Source organism: Methanoplanus sp. FWC-SCC4, from assembly GCF_032878975.1.
In the GTDB taxonomy this organism is placed as follows: Archaea; Halobacteriota; Methanomicrobia; order Methanomicrobiales; family Methanomicrobiaceae; genus Methanochimaera; species Methanochimaera problematica.
In genome coordinates, this window is the sequence record NZ_CP043875.1 from 438,137 (window position 1) to 457,986 (window position 19,850).

Below are 19,850 nucleotides of genomic sequence, written 5' to 3' on the forward strand. Positions count from 1 at the left end.
CTCTTAGTCGCTTAATTTGGTTTATTTTTGCCATATAAGACACCTTTCCTAAAAATTCATCTCAAAAATTTCTGCACTATAGGCAGGTATTACTTTTTAAAATGATAATACTGATATTGATCTTTTAATTTTGAAATAATGAAACTTAATCGGAGAGACGAAAAATATGTATAATAAACGCCGGTGCATAAAAATTAATTCCGATGAATCGGCTGAAACCCAACAGGATCTGGTTGTTGAGGTTCCGGTCACTATCTATGTCAATGGAAGGCAGGCCGTAACTGCGATGGCAAGTCCTGAAATGCTAAAAGAGTATGCAACCGGCTTTCTCGTAACCGAAAGCGTTGTCAATAATCCTGATGAGATAGAGTCTGTACAGGTGGATGGAACCAAAGTGAGCATCATCACCTTAAATCCAAGAAAGATAATATTCTCTAAAAAAACCGTTCTTTCAGGCTGTGGGGGTACTGCAACTGTTATTGACTATTCACGCCTTCCTTTTGCACCAAAAGGGAGAATATTTGGGGCAAAAAGGATACAGGATGCCGTTTCTGAGATTAAATTATCTGAGGAAAAGAAAGGTGCAGGTGAGATTCAGTACGCAGGGATTTTTTCGGCATCAGATACCATTGCAATAGCAGGGGATATCGGGAGAGACAATGCGCTCGACAAGTCTATCGGAGCAGCAGTTCTCAAAAAAACTCCGCTGAACGAATGCTTTGCGGTAATAAGCGGGAGAATATCATCTGAAATCGTCAGAAAATGTCTTTATGCACAGATACCGGTTATTGTTTCCCGTGGGGCAGCGACATCACTTGCATATGATATAGGACTGGAAAGGGATATGACTCTGCTCGGTCTTGTGAGCGCTTCGAAGATGATTCTTTATACCGGTGGTCACAGGATTGTGGGGCAAATGTGATTAAAAAATTTCCAGACCATGGGTAAATGTTGGAAAAATTCTAAAAATGTGATTGAATATCTATACTATTTTTTAATTGGCAAATCTGTTTTTTCCAAAACAGTTTCCAGGCAAAATTTTTGATCTTACCACTGAAATATATCTGTTGGAACAGAACATTTTGTTGAATAAAATATTGATAAATATACTCTGTTTTGATTATTGAAGGTCTATTTTTTGAAAAAGTTTTCTCTTTGAAAACAGCATAAGCGTTACTCTTATCCCTCAAAAACTCCCTTTTTATTGATATGATACATGACCCTCCTGTAAAAAAAGTATTATACTGGTGTAAAAAGTGCAATATTCCCCTTCTTGGAAAAACATGCTCTTGTGGCAGTGAATCCAAAAGTATTCAGCTGCTCAAGCCTTATGAGCTCAGGCCGGCTCTATCAGCGGATCTTTTGCTCATTAAAACTCTTATCCGGGATAAATTTGGTCCTGTACCATTATCCGGTATAATACTTCTAAACAAATCCGGAGGCGCTGATAGGACTGATCTTGCCATAATGAACGGCGAGCGGCTGGGCTGGCTCATATTTGATCCGGTTGAACGAAAATACAGATTTGATATTGCGGTAGAAGCCCTGCCTTTCATCCTAAGTCATGTGACTAAGGGCATTGTTGATCTTTATACTGATACAGACCATTCCAAAGGGATGGGGAGGGTTGGCGGAAAAAGATTGCAGCTCACATCCCCTATGCCAAACGGAATGGTCATTGTAAAATATAAAAATAAATTTGGGACAGGGATCATAAAAGACAATAAAATAAAGGTTAAGGAACTTGTCGCGGTGGAACCGGTAACAGTCCCCGATCCAAAGTGGAAAGATGTTATCCAGAAGAACAGAAAACATCTAAAACACCTTGAACATAAGGCAATCAGGACCATAAAGGACCATATCAATGACCGTCCCACAGCAAATGTATCATTTTCGGGTGGCAAGGACAGCACAGTCGTTCTTCATCTTGCAAAGAAAGCAGGTGTAACAAAAGCATTTTTCATCGATACCGGGCTTGAATTTCCTGAGACAATTGACTTTGTCCGTTCAAAAGGTGTGGAAATTATTGAGAAGGGAGGGGATTTCTGGCAGGCGGTGGAGAGAGCCGGACCTCCTGCGAAAGACAACCGCTGGTGCTGCAAACTCTTAAAACTGCATCCTCTCAAGGTATATCTCTCTGAAGTGGGCTCTTGTGTCACCATACAGGGCAACCGCTGGTATGAGTCATGGAACCGTGCCGGTCTTGAAGAGACCAACCAGAATCCTGCAAATCCTCTCCAGCTTAATATATCCCCGATTCGCAGCTGGAGGGCACTTGAGGTTTATCTCTATTTGTGGTGGCAGAATCTGGAAATTAACCCCTTATATGAAAAAGGTCTTGAGCGGATTGGATGTTATCTCTGTCCGGCTATGCTTGAGAGTGAGTATGAAGACCTCCGTATGCTGCATCCTGATTATGCAGAGCGCTGGGATCAGTTTCTTGATCAGTGGGCTGATAAGAAAGGTCTCCCTGAAGAGTTTAGAAAATGGGGACTTTGGAGATGGCGTGCACTGCCTCCTAAAATGAGGGAGATTTGCAAAGAGAGAGGTATAGAGATCAATTACGACTACACCTTAAAGACAGGGCCTGCAAGGGAAATAAGGACAAAAGAACCTGAGGTAATTAAGATAAGGCCTGAGGAGCAGGAGGCAGCTTTGGGAAAACCGGCAGGTTACGATGTATCGGTGATACGAAAGGATTTCCCTATTCTAGGGGATGTCACTTATCTGGACAATGCGGCCACAAGTTTTTCACCTGAACCTGTAGTAGATGCCATAATTGATTTTGAACATAATTACCGTGCAAATATTGGCAGAGGGGTACACCGTCTGACCCAGATATCCTCCCAGCGCTACTGGCATGCACATGAAAAGGTTGCAAAGTTTATCGGTGGTGAAAACGGCATAACCGTCTTTACAAAAAATACGACTGAGGCGATAAATATGGTTGCAGGGGGTATCTCATGGAATCCGGGAGACAGGATTGTCACGACAGTTCTTGAACACCATTCCAATCTTCTTCCATGGAGGGCGCTTTCAAAACAGGGTGTTATTGTTGATGTAATAGGAACAGACTCTTCCTATTCCCCTGACCTTTCTGAATTAAAGAGAGTAATCTGCCCTTCAACAAAACTTGTTGCCGTGACTTATGCGTCCAATGTACTTGGTGTTGTAACACCTGTCTGTGAGATTGCAAAAATCTGCCATGAAAACGGGATTAAGCTTCTTGTTGACGGTGCACAGGCTGTTCCCCACATGCCCGTGAATGTCTCGGATATTGGATGCGACTTTTTTGTTTTTTCAGGTCATAAGATGCTTGGACCTACAGGCACGGGGGTTCTCTGGATGAAAGAACCCTCCATTGAACCATTATTCCTTGGCGGAGGGATGGTTGAGTCTGTTACCAAAGACGGTTTCACCGCAGAGAGTGGTTATAAAAGGTTCGAGGCCGGCACTCCGAATATTTCGGGTGGAATTGGTCTTGGGATTGCTGCGGACTATCTTGAAAAGATTGGTATGGGGGCTGTCCGGGAATACGAAGAGACTCTCACAAACAGGCTTATTGAAGGATTAAAGAAGATACCTGGTGTCACTGTTTATGCACCGGACTGCCCGGAGAATCGTATCGGAGTGGTATCGTTTAATGTTGAGGGTTTTCATCCTCATGAAATTGCCCAGGAACTTGATGAAAACGCAGATATTATGGTGCGTTCAGGATTTCACTGCTGTCAGCCGTTGATGGAATATCTCGGGCTTAATGAAGGAACTGTCCGTGCAAGTATCGGCATGTACAATACCATGCATGAAATTGATCTTTTAATTGCGACAATTGAAGAAATTGTACAATAAAATTATATTTTTTGATCGAAAGCCGGAGATGTCAGAATATATACCCTGCTTTGACCTCATGAGTGGCTACAAAAAATAAGAATTTATTATATCATCTTTTTGACATTCCTGCAATGATACATTGTCCAAATGAGATGCATCCGTCCCCTAACGGATAATCGCTGTTTATAATAAATTCAAGATCCGAACTAATAATTTCCTCTTTTATGGTTTCTCTAAATAGGTGGTTGTATGCAACACCGCCTGAGAGTGCAACTTTATGTATACCTGCCTCGTTTGCGGCATCAACAGCCATTTTTGCTATGCCTCTTGCGAGATTATATTCAAATGATGCGGCAATATCAGGTATTTTAGAAGAGTCCGTCTTATCAAACGCTGTCTGAATCAGGTCTTTGGTCGAGAATATCCGGCATCCGTCTTTTTTGTAATAGGTTAGATCCCATTTATCAGGTTTACCCGATGCACCCGCAGACTCAAGCTTCATTGCAGGCTCCCCGTCAAATGTTTTTTCACGACAGATTCCAAGAAGTGCAGAGGCAGCATCAAGTATCCTTCCGGTGCTGCTTGTTTCTGCAACATTGAATTTCTTTTCAACCTGTTTTTCAAGAAGATTGATCTCCATCTGCCCCCATCCGCGTGAAATCAGAAGATCTTTTACCCTTTCTTCAGGCATTATACCGTAAAGCATTCTTTCCGGGAATTTTGTTGCAAGATCACCTCCCGGCATCATCACGTTTTCAAGGTGGGCTACCCGCCTTAAGTCTGTCAAAACTCCCGAAAAGATCTCTCCTCCCCATATTTTCCCGTCATCGCCAAGACCAACACCGTCTGTTGCAATTCCTACAACAGGTTCGTCGGGTTTATCTGCAACAGCTGCTGCAATATGTGCCCTGTGATGCTGGACGGCAACTGTTTCTGCGCCGGTCTCTTTTGTCATCTCCTTTGCAAATTTTGTTGATAGAAACTGCGGGTGCATGTCATGTGCGATAATATCATAATTCGCACCAGTAAGGGATCCTATATTTTCCACAGTCTCAGCAAGGTATCTGAGGGTTGGCGGGTTTCTTACATTTCCAACATGAGGTGATGTATAGCAGAATCCTGATTTGTATATTGAAATATTTGAGTTTAATTCAGGCCCTGTCCCTAGTATGCAGAGATTACCTAAGTCAATCTCTTTTCTTTTTGGTGCATAGCCCCTTGACATCCTGATAATATATCCTTCTCTTACAACGGAGTCGTCACACCTGTTTTGAATGAACCTGTTGTGAGTCAGAAAATAATCCACACAGTTATTCAGTTTAAGAACAGCCATATCCGTTTCGGTAACCATCGGGTTTCCCGGGGCATTCGCGCTTGTCATTATCAAAAGCGGATTTTTAAGCTTTGAAAATAAAAGATGGTGAAGTCCGGTGTAAGGAAGCATGCACCCTATTGTATTCATATTGCTGATATCAGGGTGCGACCCGTGATCCTTTTTATTTAATACAACTATCGGATGCTCCGGACTGTTTAGGGTGACTTTGTCCTCAGGTGTAACATATGCGATATTATTGATAGCCGTTTCTTTAGCCATTATTGCAAGTGGCTGCTCTGTTCTTCCAAGGCATTCCTTGAGCTTCCCGGCAGAGGATTCTATGCAGGATATATGAAATCCGCCGATCCCTCTTATGGCAACTATATGGCCCTTGTCCAGAAGCGATGCTGCCAGTTTGACAGGATCATCTGTGCAAACCTGTTCTCCTTTTTTGTCGAGCAGGAATATTCCGGGTCCGCAGGAACTGCATGCAATAGTCTGTGCGTGATGCCTGCGTGATTTTGGGCTTTCATATTCCAGCAGGCATTCTTTGCACATTGGAAATTTGTCCATGGTAGTTCTTTCACGGTCATAAGGGATGTCAGAGATTATGCTGTATCTCGGTCCGCAGTTTACACACGATGTTGCCCAGTAATTTTCATATCTTCCGCCTTTTTGAAAAATGTCAGAGATGCAGTCATCACATATTGCAACATCGGGAGGTATGAATCCGGTTAGTTCACCTCTGCTGCTTTTTTCAATATAAAACGTACCGGGATTATTTCCTGTTACTTCCAAAACAGTTACGCTGTCAATTTTTGAAAGTGGTGTTCCTTTAGAGACCGCACATAAAAAATCTTCAAAATTATCTCCAAAAGCGTTTATCCTCACTTCACTACCAAGATTTTTGACATTTCCCGATATATTGAATCTGATGGCCTGTGAATAGACAAAAGGTCTGAATCCGACTCCCTGAACTATTCCCTTAATGATTATCTGTCCGCTGTTTCGCATAAACTGCTCTGCCCGGAAATCTTTCCAACTGAAAATATGACCTTCATGGGTTTAAAATGTGTTCGTTTTTGCATTTTATGGATATATACATATGTAGAAAAAGTACAATTAGTAACTTTTTTTAGCTTTTTTCAGGTAAAAAAATCAGGAAAAATATTCCTAAAGTATGAATTAGGTTTATTTTGATATAAAGCATATATTAATTGGGTTTTTACTTTGACGGGGCATATTAGAATAGTAAATGATCCGGTTGATCTCGTTCCGCTTTTGATTACATTCAATAATTCGGATTTTAAAAAAGTATATGGTCTGATCAGCAAGAACTGGATGACTGACGAAGAATTGTCTGAAGAAGTGGAAATTGAGAAAGTACGGGAATGTATTGCTATTTTGAAAAAAGGAAATCTTGTAGAGGAACAGTGGAGGATGCCGGAGCCTGGCAAAAAACCTTCAAAGGAATATAAAACAACATACAGCAGATTCAGGGCAAATTTCCAGTGTACTATGGATGACCTGGGTGATCTTATAAACGTATCAATATCAACGGATGAGGTGCTCAGGGATCTTGTGGATGAAATCGATAAAAGTGTCCATTCCGGTAACGGTTCCGTAAATGACCTTGCCAGAAAATTTAGTGTAAGTCCAATATTTGTAAAGGGTCTTGCAAAACGTGTTCCACACCTTGAAGTAAAAGGACAGGGGCTGGTATCTCTTGAAAGCAAAGGAGAATGATCCTTTATACATTATTCTCAGAAGCAAAAGGGAAGCAACAAAATTTCAGATTCTTGTAGAAGTTGCCGAACATCAGCCTTCGGTTCGTCAGCAGGAAATTGCGGAAAAGCTGGGGATAACCCCGCAGGCAGTTTCCGAGTATATCCGTGAACTTGTGGATGACGAGATGGTCAGATCCCAGGGCAGAGGCAGCTATACTATAACACACAAGGGCGTTGAATGGGTTATCAATAATGCTGAAGCGCTTGAATCATATGCAAAACACGTTACAAGAGACATTGTGCAGCAGGTTTCTGTATGGACAGCGATAGCTGACTGTAATATTCGCAGCGGTGATCTTGTCGGTGTATATATGAAAGACGGATTCCTGAGGGCATCTTACCGGGAAAAAAGTGCTATGGGTAAAGCGATAGCAAGTGCGAAAGGCGGTATGGATATTGGCATATCCAATCTCACCGGCATTATCGATCATTCATATGGCCTTGTACATGTATGCAAGGTGCCCAGAATACAAAGAGGCGGTTCCCAGAAAGTATCAGCTGAAATCTTAAGGGATACTCTGGAAAAAGTCAGTTATGTCGGCGCGGTTGGCATTGAGGCTGATATTGCAGTCAAAAATGCAGGTATGGAACCGGATATATATTTCGGAGCACGTGAAGGAGTAATAGAAGGTGCAATACATGGCATGGAGTGTGCACTTGTAATAGTAGATGAGGATTTTACTGATTTTCTAAAAAGGCTTGAAACATCCGGTCTGCGTTATGTAATCCATGATTTGATCACTCCATGAAGATAGTTATCAACCCGCAACGCGGGTCATACAAATTGTTTTTTTACGACAAAAGATCTGTTGTCGGTTATGGTATTGTAGAGCTTACAAAGACATCAAAAGGCGTACGTCCAAAGAATTATCTTTTTAAGTGGCTTGGAGAGAAGCATGCAAAGAAAACTCCGACAAAAGAACTAATCTCTCAGTTGAGAAATGCCGATGCAATAAGACTTACCATAAAGAGTAAGAATTTTGAAGCTTTTTTGGCTGATCTTCAGATAGGTTTCGGCTACCTGAAGGTATGCAGAACCTGCATGCTTGAAGACAGAATTACTGTATTAAAGGGTAAGAATTCTGTAAAATACGGCCATGAGAATATCTGTCTTCACTGTGCAAAGAATGAACTCCGCCGTGAGATGGGATATATCGGTGGATTGGGTGGCATGTCTTCAGATCATCTTGAAAAACTGCTTGAGCTCTATATGGATCTTGATAAAGTTCTCTCGATGGTTCAGCCCGAAAGGCTTGATCTTAAAAATACAATTTTTGACACCCTTGAAGCTCACAAATTAACGGAGACAAAGAAAATCTCTGAACTACCGCTCCCTGAAAAGTTTAAGGAATCAGTCAATGTGGAAAAACTGATGCCTGTACAGCAGCTTTGTGTTGATGCCGGACTCCTTGAGGGCAAAGATCAGCTTGTTGTTGCCGCAACTGCAAGCGGCAAAACCTTCATCGGTGAGATGGCCGGAGTTAAAAATTATATTGAAAAAAGAGGCAATATGCTCTTTTTGGTACCTCTGGTTGCACTCGCAAACCAGAAATACAGCAGGTTTACTGAAAGATATCCGTTTTTGGATGTATCCCTCAAGACAGGAGTGTCAAGACTCAACCTGCCCGAAACACGTGTCAATGCAAGACGAAGTATTCGTTCAGGCATTATTGTAGGTACATATGAGGGCATTGATCACTATCTCCGCTGTGGAAAAGTACTCAGTAATATTGGAACTGTGGTAATAGACGAGGTTCAGACGCTTGAAGATAAGGACAGGGGCCACAGGCTTGATGGTCTTATTGCAAGGCTGAAATACATTGCGCCGCAGGCGCAGTTTTTGTATCTTAGTGCAACAATCGGTTCTCCCCATCTTCTTGCAAAAAAGCTGAATTCCGAACTCGTCACATACAATGAAAGACCTGTACCTCTTGAAAGACATCTTATTTTTCTGGAGAGGAAGCAGAAAATACCGATGATAAAAAGTCTTGTAACGCAGGAGTTTCGGAAAAAGTCTTCCAAAGGCTATAAGGGGCAGACAATAGTCTTTACAAATTCAAGGGCAAGGTGCCATGAAGTTTCAGACGCGATAGGAAGCAGGTCGGAAGCCTACCATGCAGGACTTACCGCAAAGGAAAGACGAAATGTTGAGAAAAGGTTTGAAAAGGGAGAAATTTCTTCTGTTGTAACCACGGCCGCACTGGCGGCAGGGGTTGATTTTCCTGCATCACAGGTTATTTTTGATTCACTTGCCATGGGTATTGAATGGCTGACAGTCCAGGATTTTTATCAGATGATTGGACGTGCAGGCAGACCTGATTATCATGATATGGGCAAAGCTGTCATTTTAGCCGAACCCGGTGGAAGCTATTCCCGTGATTCCAAGATAACGGAAGAGGAGGTCTCAATAAATCTCTTAAAAGGTGAGATGGATGAGGTGGCGCCGGTATATGACATGGAAGGCTCTTCTGAGGAATACGCTGCTCACGTCGTTGTCAGTAAAGGTGATGAGAAGGCAATTGACGTTATGTGCAAAAGAATGGTCGGCGAGATTGAAGATATCTATCCTGTCTTAAGAAAGCAGGGGATTGTTGCCAAAAAGGGTGGAAAAGTGGAATTGTCTCCCTATGGCAGGGTGATGGCGGAGCATTTCATTGGTATTGACAGATTAAATAAGATAAAAGTTCTGGTTAAAAAAATGAAAAATCCTGTTGATATTGTTGCCGAACTTAATTGCAGCGATAATGAGGATTTGGAAAATAAGAGAAAAAAATAATCAGAACTCTTTAATCTTATAGAGAACTTTTTTAAGTAATATTATACTATTTAGCACTTAAGCCGTTGGCTTATTTTAATTGAGAGGTGAAATATATGAAAGTCTGGAAATGTAAAAAATGTGGTTATCTCTATGATCCAAGGATAGGGGACTCTTCAACAGGAATTCCAAAAAATACTCCCTTTGAAAATATTCCTTCTGACTGGAGATGCCCGCGTTGTGATGCGAAAAAGGACAAATTTGAGGCTATAGAGGTCGAAGGATAGATGGGTTTAAAAAAAATGAAATGTATGGTATGTGGTCACATCTATGATCCGGTGAAAGGAGATGTGGGGGCGGATGCAGGAACAGATTTTGAAGCATTACCTGCTGAGTGGCACTGCCCTGTATGTGGTACTAAAAAACAAAATTTTAAAGAGTTATAATTATGGCAGTAAGAGAGATCACCCCTAATGTGTATTCCGTCGGTGTAGTTGACTGGGATCGTGAGATTTTTGATGAACTTCTTCCCCTCCCTGACGGAACGACCTACAATTCATATCTTGTTATTGGAAGTGAAAAAACAGCCCTTATTGATGCTGTTGATAGTGATTTTGAAGAAGAGTTCATAACTAATCTGGCTTGTTCAGGGGCAACCGGTATTGATTATCTTGTAGTAAATCATGCCGAACAGGATCATTCCGGTTCAATCCCTGTATTCCTTGAATTGTTTCCCAGTGCAAAGATTGTAACCTCTGAAAAATGCAAGGAACTTCTAATGAGCCTTCATTTCATACCTGAGTTCCGGATAATTGTTGTAAAAGATAATGAAACTCTCTCACTTGGAGACAAGACTCTGGAATTCATGGAAACTCCGTGGGCTCACTGGCCTGATACGATGCTTACTTTCCTTAAGGAAGACGGGATTTTATTCTCCTGTGATCTCTTTGGTGCCCATTATGCATCCAGCAGTCTGTTCATAGATGACGAGCATACTCACTACCTTCTTGCAAAAAGATATTTTGCAGAAATAATGATGCCTTTCCGTAAGAAAGTGAGTGAATATGTTGAAAGGGTCTCATCATATGACATACAAATTATTGCGCCGAGTCACGGTCCCATGTACAACAGGCCGGAGTATATACTTGACATATGCCGGAAATGGAGTTCAGACGAGGTAAAAAACAGAGTAATCATTCCTTATATCTCAATGCACGGAAGCACAAAAAAGATGGTTTCATATCTTACGGAATCGCTGATTGCCAGGGGTATTGAAGTACGTCCGTTTAATCTTGGAAAGACAGATTCCGGAAGGCTGGCAATGGAGCTGCTCGATGCCGCAACTATTGTGATCGCAACACCAACAGTTCTGTTCGGGCCGCATCCAAAAGTTGCGAATATCGCATTCATTTCAAACATTCTCAAGCCAAAAGCAAAGGCAGTCGGAATCATTGGTTCTTATGGCTGGGGTGGAAAAACAGTAAAGGATCTTAGTGACATGATCCAAAAACTTGATGTTGAACTCTTAGAACCGGTATATATAAGAGGTCTTCCAAACGAAGAGGCGTTCCTTAAGCTTGATGAGATGGCAGACGATATATTAAATAAACATAAGGAATACAACATCGCCTGATAGCAAAGGAGATTTGTAAATGACAAAAACCAGAGATGTATACAAGTGCGAAAATTGCGGTAATGTAGTATTTGTCGCAGATGCAGGGGAGGGGGAGCTTGTCTGCTGTGGTGAGCCGATGGTTCGTCTAATCGCTAAAACTGCGGATTTTAAGACCGAAAAACATGTCCCGGTCGTTGAGAAGACTGATTCCGGAATTAAGGTAACTGTTGGTTCTACTCCTCATCCAATGACTGAAGAACACCACATTGTCATGATTGCAGTTTGTGAGGGGAATGAAATGATGGTTCACTGGTTAAATCCTGGTGATGAACCTGTTGCAGAGTTTTCGTGCACGGATGCCGGAGTCAGGGCATGTGAATACTGCAATGTCCATGGGTTGTGGACAAACAAAAATTAAAATTTAATTTTTTTTTATTTTGTTACATAAACAGAACGAAAGATTATGCAAACAGATATATGATTGGGTAGTTTACCTTAAATGCATCTAAGATGAATCGAATAGCACAGTTTTCTGTTATAGCGGATGACCTTGGCAATGTTCTGCGTTTCATCAGTATAGGCACCTGTGTTCCAATTTTTATTGCACTTATTTATCGCGAATGGGATATGGTTCTGCCGATGGCTCTGGTACCTGTTATCCTTTTTTTAATCGGAACGGGGTTTTTAAAGTTTCCGGAAAATAAAAGGGAAGCAAAATTAAGCCATGCACTCTTTTCAGTGGCACTTATCTGGCTGATTTGTGCGTTTGTGGGTGCACTTCCCTTTACAGTCGGGATTGGTATGCCTTATCTTGACTCTGTCTTTGAAGCAATGTCAGGCTGGACTGATACTGGACTAACCCTTCTTCCGGATGTCGACACCACGCCTTATACCCTTTTATTCTGGCGTTCAATGATGCAGTGGCTTGGAGGTCTTGGAATTGTTGCATTTACAGTTGTAATGCTTTCAAGAACTGGTCTGAATCCTTCAAGATTCTATCGTTCGGAAGGCAGGACTGAAGCCTTCATGCCAAGTGTGGTGCAGCAGGGGCTTCAGATGTGGAAAATATATCTGATACTGACATTTTTTTCAGTTATTCTGATTCTGCTTTCCGGTGTTTCTTTGTGGGATGCATTAAATATTGCTATGGTTGCAATTGCAACGGGTGGTTTTTCCGTTCATTCTGCAGGGATTCCTTTTTATGAAAATCCGCTTCTGGAGATGCTTATAGTCCCTGTGATGATTGCAGGGGCTCTTCCTTTTAAGATATACTATCTGTCATACCGCAAAAAGAAGCTCAGCTTTTTTAATGATGAACAGGCCTGGCTGTTGTTCTTTTTCGCAATTCTGGGATTTATTGTAATAGCCCTTGACCTTTTCATATTTACAGGTACGGACTCCCTTACCTCAATCCGGCAGGGGATATTTATGGCAGTTGCCGGTATTACAAGCACAGGTTTTCAGGTAACATCCCCTTCCACCTGGGCTCCTGTCACGGTTTTGTTCCTTATACTTTTGATGTTTATCGGTGGCTCTTCAGGCAGTACTGCCGGAGGCATAAAACTTTCAAGGGCGGCGCTTGCATATCGCGGAATTTTATGGTGGTTTAAGAGAACTTTTGTAAGCGGTAAGGTCATTGTTCCTTTCAGATTTGAGGGAAAGGTTATTCCAAAGAATGTTGCCGAAACAGAAGTTTCAAAAAATATGCTGATAATTATCCTTTATTTCCTTGTGATATTTTTCTCGGCAATACTGATTATGCATTTTGAAACACCAACACATGACACAAGCAATGTTCTGTTTGAAATTGTAACTGCAACCTGCAACAATGGTATAAGCACCGGATTTGTAAATCCTGATATGACTCCTTATAGCAAGATTGTTTTCATATTTGCAATGTGGATTGGGCGTCTTGAAGTAATGCCTGTAATTGTCTTCTTTATGAGTATTTTAAAAGGATTTGAATAACAATTACAAATATTGAATCTATTTTTTTAGCAGCTCCCACGATGTAAAAGAACTGTAATTATACAAATAAAAAAGACAAAAAAAATTATTTTTTTGTTCACTCATAGAGGAACTTTTCATCGATTTTCTCAAATGAAACAATCTCTTCAGGTTTGAAGTGAATAGCGATCTCGCGATCTGCTGTTTCATCAGAGTCAGAACCGTGAATTACATTCATTCCAATCTCAAGAGCAAAGTCACCACGGATTGTTCCTGGGAGTGCCTCTGCAGGATTGGTTGCACCAATCATCTGACGGGTAATGGATACGACATTTTTTCCTTCCCATACCATCAAAAAGCAGGGTCCGCTTGTGATGTATGCCTTAAGGCCAGGGAAGAACGGTTTGTCTTTGTGTTCTGCATAGTGCTCCATTACACGATCTTCGGGAAGCACTTCAAATCTGCCTGCAACCAGTTTCAGACCTTTCTTCTCAAAGCGTGCAATAATCTCACCGATAAGTCCGCGCTGAACTCCGTCCGGTTTGATCATAAGGAATGTGCGTTCCATTTTAGGATTCACTCCTTACCAAGAGCAATTTTGCCTGCCTTTGTCCATGTGACACGGCGTGGCACTCTTTTAAGGCGGTAGTTGTTCTGACACTTTGAGCTGCAGAAGAAAAAGATTGAACCGTCTTTTTTGACAAACATTTTTCCTGTTCCCGGCTCAACCTGTTCGCCGCAGAATGAACAGACATATGTATCTACCATTTTTAGCGCCTCGACAATTTCTTTGCTTCACGTTCGGTCTCGATGAGCATAAGCACATCGCCCTCACGGATTGGCCCCACAGTGTTGCGGGTAATAATCCTTCCTTTGTTTGAGCCATCAAGAATACGGCACTTTACCTGAAATGCTTCTCCGTGCATTCCTGTAGGACCGATGATCTCAATAACTTCTGCCGGCGTTGCATCTGCCATGAAAGGTCACCTCACTGTCTAAGTTCGGCGATCTGACCGACGACTTCTTCAAGGAGTTCCTTTGCTTTACCAGGTTTTACGATTGCTGCTGCTGCTGAGCCTACGTCAAGGCCGCTTGCTGCACCGACATCGTTCTGCTGGTTTACAATTACGTATGGGCACTGCTTCTCGTCACAGAGAGCCGGAAGGTGCATTACAATCTCCTCAGGTTCAACATCGCCGCCAATTATGACAAGCTGTGCGACGCCTCTCTCAATTGCCTTTGTTGCTTCGTTTGATCCTTTCTTAATTCTTCCTGTGTCTCTGGAGATCTCCAGAACTTCCAGTGCTTTGTTCTGAATATCATCAGGAACTTCAAATTTTGCGTATACTTTTGACATAACTCACCTCATTCAGGAGCAAAGAGCCAAAAGAACATGTGAAACTGTTCTTCCGGTTGTTTTTTGTTTGAGTTACTCCTTCATCACTCATCAGTCAGCGATTGATGTAGCTATATTAATTCAACATGAAAATGGATAAAGGTTATTGAAATTATCAGAATTCCCCTGATGAACATTCCGGGAAAAAAAGTATTTGTGTGGGATAAGATTGGGAATTGTGTCAGTTAAGCGCATAGATCTGAACATTATTTTTATTGTATATCAGTTTCAGTTTTTCTGCAGGGAGATTTAAATTGTATGTATCTCTCTCTGTATCTCCAACGTAAATATGCGTCATATTGTATTTCTTCATGAGATCAAAGGATTCATCCCTGTTTTCGTATATTTTTCTGACATCATCTGTCCTCTGATACACAAGCGCATCATCGCCACGCCACATGTATTCATGAAAAGGCATCCCGATGATTGTGGAAAATCCTGTAAATGAGGAAACCCTTGAGTAGTATTTGTAGTCTCCTCCTTCTGCCTCAACGATTGTTATGTCACCCTCTAATGTTCTCAGATAAGACAGTGCGTCATAGTCCCCTGGATGCATATTTGAAAGCCACTCCATTCCGTCAAGAGTCTTTCCCCCGTAGCCGTAATTTAAGTCAGGCATGACAACAGGTACTGAAAAAAGAACACTCAGAATTACTGCAATAAAAACACTTCTTTTTCTGTTCTCCTGACAGGATCCGTAATTTCTCTTTTCAAGCCATTTGCCTGCAAAGATCATTGAGGAAGTGCCCATCATCATCCATCCGATTAAGGAGAATTTAAAAACAGTATTCATGCGGTAATACTGATCTCCCATATTATCTTTGAGGTACATTATTTCCGTAAATCCAATTATTAAAAGACCGATTGATGCCAGAATTTCTTCCGGCAGAAGACTTCTCCTGAAAATCAGGCATGCAACAGGTATTGCCAGCAGGCCGGGACCAATATATCCTGCAAGTATGAACGGAATTCCAAATGCTATAAGGTATGGTCTTTCTTTAAGATCTTTGAAACACTCTGCATAGAATATTAATAAAAAGAATCCGTACACAAGTAAAAATGAAATAAGGTCTGTTGGTGTATTTACAATGCCTATGCCTTCAATTCCCCCTGCATTGAGCATCAAGTAAAAGGGAAGGTAAATTGCAACTGAAAATGCCGGGACAAGCACAAACAGTCTCCATGGTGATGTTCCTGAAATATTGTCTTTTTTTGTTTTCCACCAGATAAGTGCTGCAAAACAGAGCAGAACTGGTGCATATATTAAAACATCCCAGGTGTTTATGAGAGGCATTGAACCAAGGCTTAAGGATAAAAGACCGGTTATTATCCATCTCCCGCTGTTTTTTAGATCATTCCATCTGAGGTACGCAAAGACAATTAAAAAGATGAAAAATGCCTGATTGAAAAGTGAAATCACATGTGCATGAGGATCTCCCCATAACATTGAGAAGACAGGGAATTCGGTAATTGTATCCTGAATCGTTCTTGTGCTCTCCCACATCACAGTCGGCATGCTGTCCCCTGATAGTATATGGTATATAAATGAGGGGTTGACCAGAAACATGGTCAGGACAGGGAGCCATGCAAATCTCTTCAGGAGAAGTTTTCCTGTTGCATATAGTGAAATCCCTGCATTTGCAAGTACGGTTGGAAGTATGAAATTGAATGCAACAACTGACTTTACTCCTGATACGACTGCAAGACACCCCATAATCCAGTGCCCAAGATAATAATATACATTCAGAAAACCTCCCGAGTACCATGGATCCTGTGGGGGAATTATTGGGTTGTTAATAACAGATGCGAGAAATGCATGATCCATGAATTTTTCCGCATATGATATGGAAGGATTCAGGTATCTGACTTCAAGCATAAACAAAAAAAGCAGGAAGAAGACAAGGTCCCATTTCCACTTTCCCTGAAAGTTTTCCCTGCAGTATTCCTTTTTTATCAGGTAATATGCTAAAATTGCAGCAAAAGGAATTAGCGCTGTGTAAATTGTAACTCCGAGTATCCCGCAGTACCATGAAATGAGGCCGAATAAAAGAATTGATGCAGGATATGAAATACCGTATGAATATTCACCAAAACAGTTTTTTAAAGCAGGCCATATGGAGATCTGAATAAATTTCAGAATAAACATCCATAATATGACATATAAGATCTGAATCTCCGGTGTCACACCATATCTCCTTTATCAAGACCTTTTGAAAATGCACGTTTTAAGAGATCAACTGACCACTCGCCGAATACATAGAGGGAAACTATACCTCCTGCAAGTGTTATCAGGTTTTTAACGAGATGATCAATTACTGCTATAAGAGTTGCAATCGCCGCCGGAGTCCCTGAAACTTCAAGAGTTAGTGCAACTGCAAGTTCATAAGTTCCGACGCCTCCCGGTGTCAGCGGAACAGCCTTCACAAGATTTCCAATAACTATTGCAAGAATAATTATAATGAAAGGGATACTTTGCTGAAACATCATGGCAATTACCCAGCAGATTGCGCTGTCAGTAAGCCATATAATAATTGATGAGACTCCCAGGATTCCTGTTGCATATAATCCAAGTGATGCCTGTTTCACCTCATTTAGCAAATTTAAGACGAGATTGATGTATTTGTTTGTGGAGCTTAATTTCCCGAATGCAAAGAGGATGATTAAGAATAAAAAACACAGAACAAGTGTGAATGCAATAACAGTTGAAAACCATTCCGGCATGTTCAGTGCAAAAGGAAGGGCCATTGCGCCCAAAATTGCTATTGTGATTATATCAAAAAATCTCTCGACAACAAGTGATGAAAGGCCTTTGGAATAAGTTGCATCCACTTCATGTCTGAGGATGAGCAGCCTCACAAGATCCCCGAGACGTGCCGGTACAATCAGGTTGGCTGTCTGGGATACGTATATACACGCTGTGGACAGCCACATATTTATCCTGACTAAAAGTTTTTCAAGAATATACTGGTATCGAAAACCTCTCAAAAACCAGGCAAGTACACATATTACGACTGCCAGAATAAGATATGAGGGAGTTGCAGACTGTACTGCAACAATTAAATCATCCCATACTCTAAAGAGCATATATCCTATTATAAATGCGGCAATTATTGTCGGAATAATTACTGCACCTGCTTTTTTCATATTCATCTAAGCTTCCACCAGAGTTTCAGAATATCCGTTCCCATTGAAAAAACATCTTTAAATCTGACTGTCGTACCCTCTCCTGTTCTCCAGTGGACAGGAAATTCAGAGATTTTGTATCCTGAGTGCTGCCCCCGGACAAGCACTTCAGTATCCCAGAACCAGTGTGTTGCGGAAACAGAAGGCAAAAGGGACAGCAGTTTTTCCTTATTAAATGCCTTGAATCCACACTGGTGATCGTGAAGAGAACTCCTCAGAAATAATCTTACAAGAAAATTGTATCCCCTGCTTGCGATTTCGCGATCTCTTGTTCGGACAATATCGCTTTTTGGCATCAGTCTTGAACCGGTTGCAAAATCGGCTCCGTTTCTGATACTGTCTATCAGTTCTTTAAGATGCTTCATATCTGTTGCAAGGTCGACATCATAATAACAGACAATTTCTCCTTTTGCAGATGAAAATGCCCTGTTTAATGCATTCCCCCTCCCAAGCCTTTCATCACTGTGAAGGAGTTTTACCCTGCTGTCTTTCTTTTCCCATTCCAACACAAGTTCGCGGCTTTTGTCTGTGCTTCCGTCTTCTGCGATAATAAGCTCAAATGAATCTGAAATTTTGCTGAGTGTCTCAATGGACACCGGTATTGCAGTTTCAAGTGATTTTCTGTCATTATAAACCGGAATAACTGCACTGATTTCTGTTTTATTCATGGTTCAGATTTCCTGCCTGAGATATTTTGTTTCAATAATTTCTGCAACTTCTTTTCCCGCAATGATCGATCCTTCCATGCTTCTCTCGGGATAATTTGGCCTTGAAAACATTCCTGCGACAAAAAATTTAGTGTCAGTTTCGTATTCCGGTATCTGTTTATTATAACCTGTTGTGTACACCGGGCCTGCCCCTTTTTCTATTTTCATCCTGTGCCAGTTGATATCAGAATCACAAACTCCGAATCTTTTACAGAAATCATCCAGCATTTTTTTATCCAGATTTTCAGGCGGTTTATCTTTGAAGTATGATGCAAGATATACTATGTGCTCCCCGTATCTTTCCTTTGGCACAAAATTTGTGTGTCCTATAACTGCACCGTATGGTGCATTGTCTTTCATGTTCAGCCAGTAGATCCCGTTTGTAACCTCTTTTGAGAGTCCGATCATCATACATGCGGCCCCCTGATACTCAATACCGGAAATTTCGTGCGTACTGATCTTTTTTAAGCGTTCAGGGCTGGTTGTGGATATAACTATATCATATAATTTTCCGTTAACTTCCCACTTCTCATCTTTACGGATTATGGATCTGGCAGGTTCTCCTGTAAGTATACTGCAATCTGATTTTAATAATTCGTCTTCAAGGCTGTTAATAAGTGAAATATATCCGTTTTTTAAGTATCCGAGTTTTTCTCCTTCAAGAGTTCTGTCCGATCTTATTGCAATTCTTGATACAAGCCATGCAGCAGATACTTCTCCTTTCATATCTCCAAATTTGCTGTTTAAAAGCGGCTCAAAAAATGATTCATATACTTTTTTACCGCATTTTTCTTCAATGAAGTCCTTTGCAGGTATATTGTCAAGAATCTCCCGGTCATATTTTTTTGACCGGATTGTGAGCATTCCCAGTCTGAATTTGTCCATAAATGACAGGTAAGGATATTTTAGGATCTCGACGGGAGTAGTCAGGGGATATATTTTGCCGTCTGCATAGTAGCCGGTACTTCCGCTCAGCCATTCAAGATCTTTTAAAAGATCGAGTTTCCCGAATAACCTGAGTAAATTTTTGTCTCCTGAAAAACAGTGGTGATAAAAATCCTCGGCAAAACCGTTTCCTGCTTTAGAAGATGAAAGACAACCTCCCAGTTTGCCGGATTTTTCATAAATATTGATATTGGCTTTTTCCTTTAGGTGATAGGCGGCTGAAAGTCCGGTTAAGCCACCGCCAATTATACAGATATCCATTCATTCTAATGTATGTCCGATATGCATTTCATATTTTTGATGCCCTCGTTATGATCGTCTTTGGTTTGTTAAATGAAATCACTATATTTTCTAAAGTCAAATCCAATA

The 19,850-nt window shown here is 41.2% G+C and carries 19 protein-coding genes; 10 read left to right on the top strand and 9 right to left on the bottom strand.

The annotated features are described in order from the left end of the window. The first annotated feature begins 166 nt into the window (after positions 1-166). Together fdhD and F1737_RS02155 are read left to right on the top strand one after the other, a co-directional pair. Positions 167-922 carry a formate dehydrogenase accessory sulfurtransferase FdhD gene (gene fdhD, locus F1737_RS02150; protein WP_317137140.1) on the top strand — a complete coding sequence of 252 codons (756 nt, stop codon included), beginning with the start codon at positions 167-169 and terminating at the stop codon, positions 920-922. A gap of 287 nt (positions 923-1,209) precedes the next feature. Further along, positions 1,210-3,849, top strand: a complete 2,640-nt coding sequence (locus tag F1737_RS02155; protein WP_317137141.1) for an aminotransferase class V-fold PLP-dependent enzyme — start codon at positions 1,210-1,212, stop codon at positions 3,847-3,849. Between the two features lie 91 nt (positions 3,850-3,940). On the opposite strand, the gene hypF is transcribed toward F1737_RS02155, so the two are convergent. After that, positions 3,941-6,160, bottom strand: coding sequence for a carbamoyltransferase HypF (gene hypF / locus F1737_RS02160; protein ID WP_317137142.1), 2,220 nt, complete (start codon positions 6,158-6,160; stop codon positions 3,941-3,943). A gap of 216 nt (positions 6,161-6,376) precedes the next feature. Here hypF and F1737_RS02165 point away from each other — a divergent pair, with 216 nt between their 5' ends. The 8 genes from F1737_RS02165 to F1737_RS02200 all read left to right on the top strand — a co-directional run bounded on the left by F1737_RS02165 (position 6,377) and on the right by F1737_RS02200 (position 13,271). Further along, complete coding sequence (locus tag F1737_RS02165; RefSeq protein ID WP_317137143.1) at positions 6,377-6,892, top strand: ArsR family transcriptional regulator; 516 nt, start codon at positions 6,377-6,379, stop codon at positions 6,890-6,892. After that, positions 6,873-7,682 carry a DUF7839 domain-containing protein gene (locus F1737_RS02170; protein ID WP_317137144.1) on the top strand — a complete coding sequence of 270 codons (810 nt, stop codon included), beginning with the start codon at positions 6,873-6,875 and terminating at the stop codon, positions 7,680-7,682. The genes F1737_RS02165 and F1737_RS02170 overlap by 20 nt, the downstream gene beginning before the upstream one ends. Then, positions 7,679-9,709, top strand: coding sequence for a DEAD/DEAH box helicase (locus F1737_RS02175; protein ID WP_317137145.1), 2,031 nt, complete (start codon positions 7,679-7,681; stop codon positions 9,707-9,709). Before F1737_RS02170 ends, F1737_RS02175 begins: the two co-directional genes overlap by 4 nt. 95 nt (positions 9,710-9,804) lie before the next feature. Beyond that, the gene (locus F1737_RS02180; protein ID WP_317137146.1) at positions 9,805-9,975 is read left to right on the top strand and encodes a rubredoxin; all 171 of its coding nucleotides are present in this window, start codon (positions 9,805-9,807) and stop codon (positions 9,973-9,975) included. A 15-nt stretch (positions 9,976-9,990) separates the two neighbouring features. Further along, positions 9,991-10,134, top strand: a complete 144-nt coding sequence (locus tag F1737_RS02185) for a rubredoxin (protein ID WP_317137147.1) — start codon at positions 9,991-9,993, stop codon at positions 10,132-10,134. Between the two features lie 2 nt (positions 10,135-10,136). Continuing rightward, positions 10,137-11,321 carry an FprA family A-type flavoprotein gene (locus tag F1737_RS02190; protein ID WP_317137148.1) on the top strand — a complete coding sequence of 395 codons (1,185 nt, stop codon included), beginning with the start codon at positions 10,137-10,139 and terminating at the stop codon, positions 11,319-11,321. 19 nt (positions 11,322-11,340) lie between these two features. Beyond that, positions 11,341-11,721 (top strand): desulfoferrodoxin, encoded by a 381-nt coding sequence (locus F1737_RS02195; RefSeq protein WP_317137149.1) that lies wholly within the window; start codon positions 11,341-11,343, stop codon positions 11,719-11,721. A 92-nt stretch (positions 11,722-11,813) separates the two neighbouring features. Then, on the top strand, positions 11,814-13,271 hold the full coding sequence (locus F1737_RS02200; protein ID WP_317137150.1) for a TrkH family potassium uptake protein: 1,458 nt from the start codon (positions 11,814-11,816) through the stop codon (positions 13,269-13,271). A 97-nt stretch (positions 13,272-13,368) separates the two neighbouring features. On the opposite strand, the gene ndk is transcribed toward F1737_RS02200, so the two are convergent. The 8 genes from ndk to F1737_RS02240 form a co-directional block, all read right to left on the bottom strand. Next, positions 13,369-13,818 (bottom strand): nucleoside-diphosphate kinase, encoded by a 450-nt coding sequence (gene ndk, locus F1737_RS02205; RefSeq protein ID WP_317137151.1) that lies wholly within the window; start codon positions 13,816-13,818, stop codon positions 13,369-13,371. Between the two features lie 8 nt (positions 13,819-13,826). Then, entirely contained in the window at positions 13,827-14,018 is a 192-nt protein-coding gene (locus tag F1737_RS02210) for a 50S ribosomal protein L24e (RefSeq protein ID WP_317137152.1), read from the bottom strand. Between the two features lie 2 nt (positions 14,019-14,020). Continuing rightward, entirely contained in the window at positions 14,021-14,227 is a 207-nt protein-coding gene (locus F1737_RS02215) for a 30S ribosomal protein S28e (protein ID WP_209689957.1), read from the bottom strand. An 11-nt stretch (positions 14,228-14,238) separates the two neighbouring features. Continuing rightward, positions 14,239-14,607 carry a 50S ribosomal protein L7Ae gene (rpl7ae, locus tag F1737_RS02220; protein ID WP_317137153.1) on the bottom strand — a complete coding sequence of 123 codons (369 nt, stop codon included), beginning with the start codon at positions 14,605-14,607 and terminating at the stop codon, positions 14,239-14,241. Between the two features lie 220 nt (positions 14,608-14,827). Next, the gene (locus F1737_RS02225) at positions 14,828-16,831 is read right to left on the bottom strand and encodes a DUF2298 domain-containing protein (protein ID WP_317137154.1); all 2,004 of its coding nucleotides are present in this window, start codon (positions 16,829-16,831) and stop codon (positions 14,828-14,830) included. After that, the gene (locus tag F1737_RS02230; protein ID WP_317137155.1) at positions 16,828-17,796 is read right to left on the bottom strand and encodes a lysylphosphatidylglycerol synthase transmembrane domain-containing protein; all 969 of its coding nucleotides are present in this window, start codon (positions 17,794-17,796) and stop codon (positions 16,828-16,830) included. The genes F1737_RS02225 and F1737_RS02230 overlap by 4 nt, the downstream gene beginning before the upstream one ends. Then, complete coding sequence (locus F1737_RS02235) at positions 17,793-18,497, bottom strand: dolichyl-phosphate beta-glucosyltransferase (RefSeq protein WP_317137156.1); 705 nt, start codon at positions 18,495-18,497, stop codon at positions 17,793-17,795. Before F1737_RS02235 ends, F1737_RS02230 begins: the two co-directional genes overlap by 4 nt. Before the next feature lie 3 nt (positions 18,498-18,500). Beyond that, positions 18,501-19,742: an NAD(P)/FAD-dependent oxidoreductase gene (locus F1737_RS02240; protein ID WP_317137157.1), complete on the bottom strand. Its 1,242-nt coding sequence runs from the start codon at positions 19,740-19,742 to the stop codon at positions 18,501-18,503. Positions 19,743-19,850: the final 108 nt, after the last annotated feature.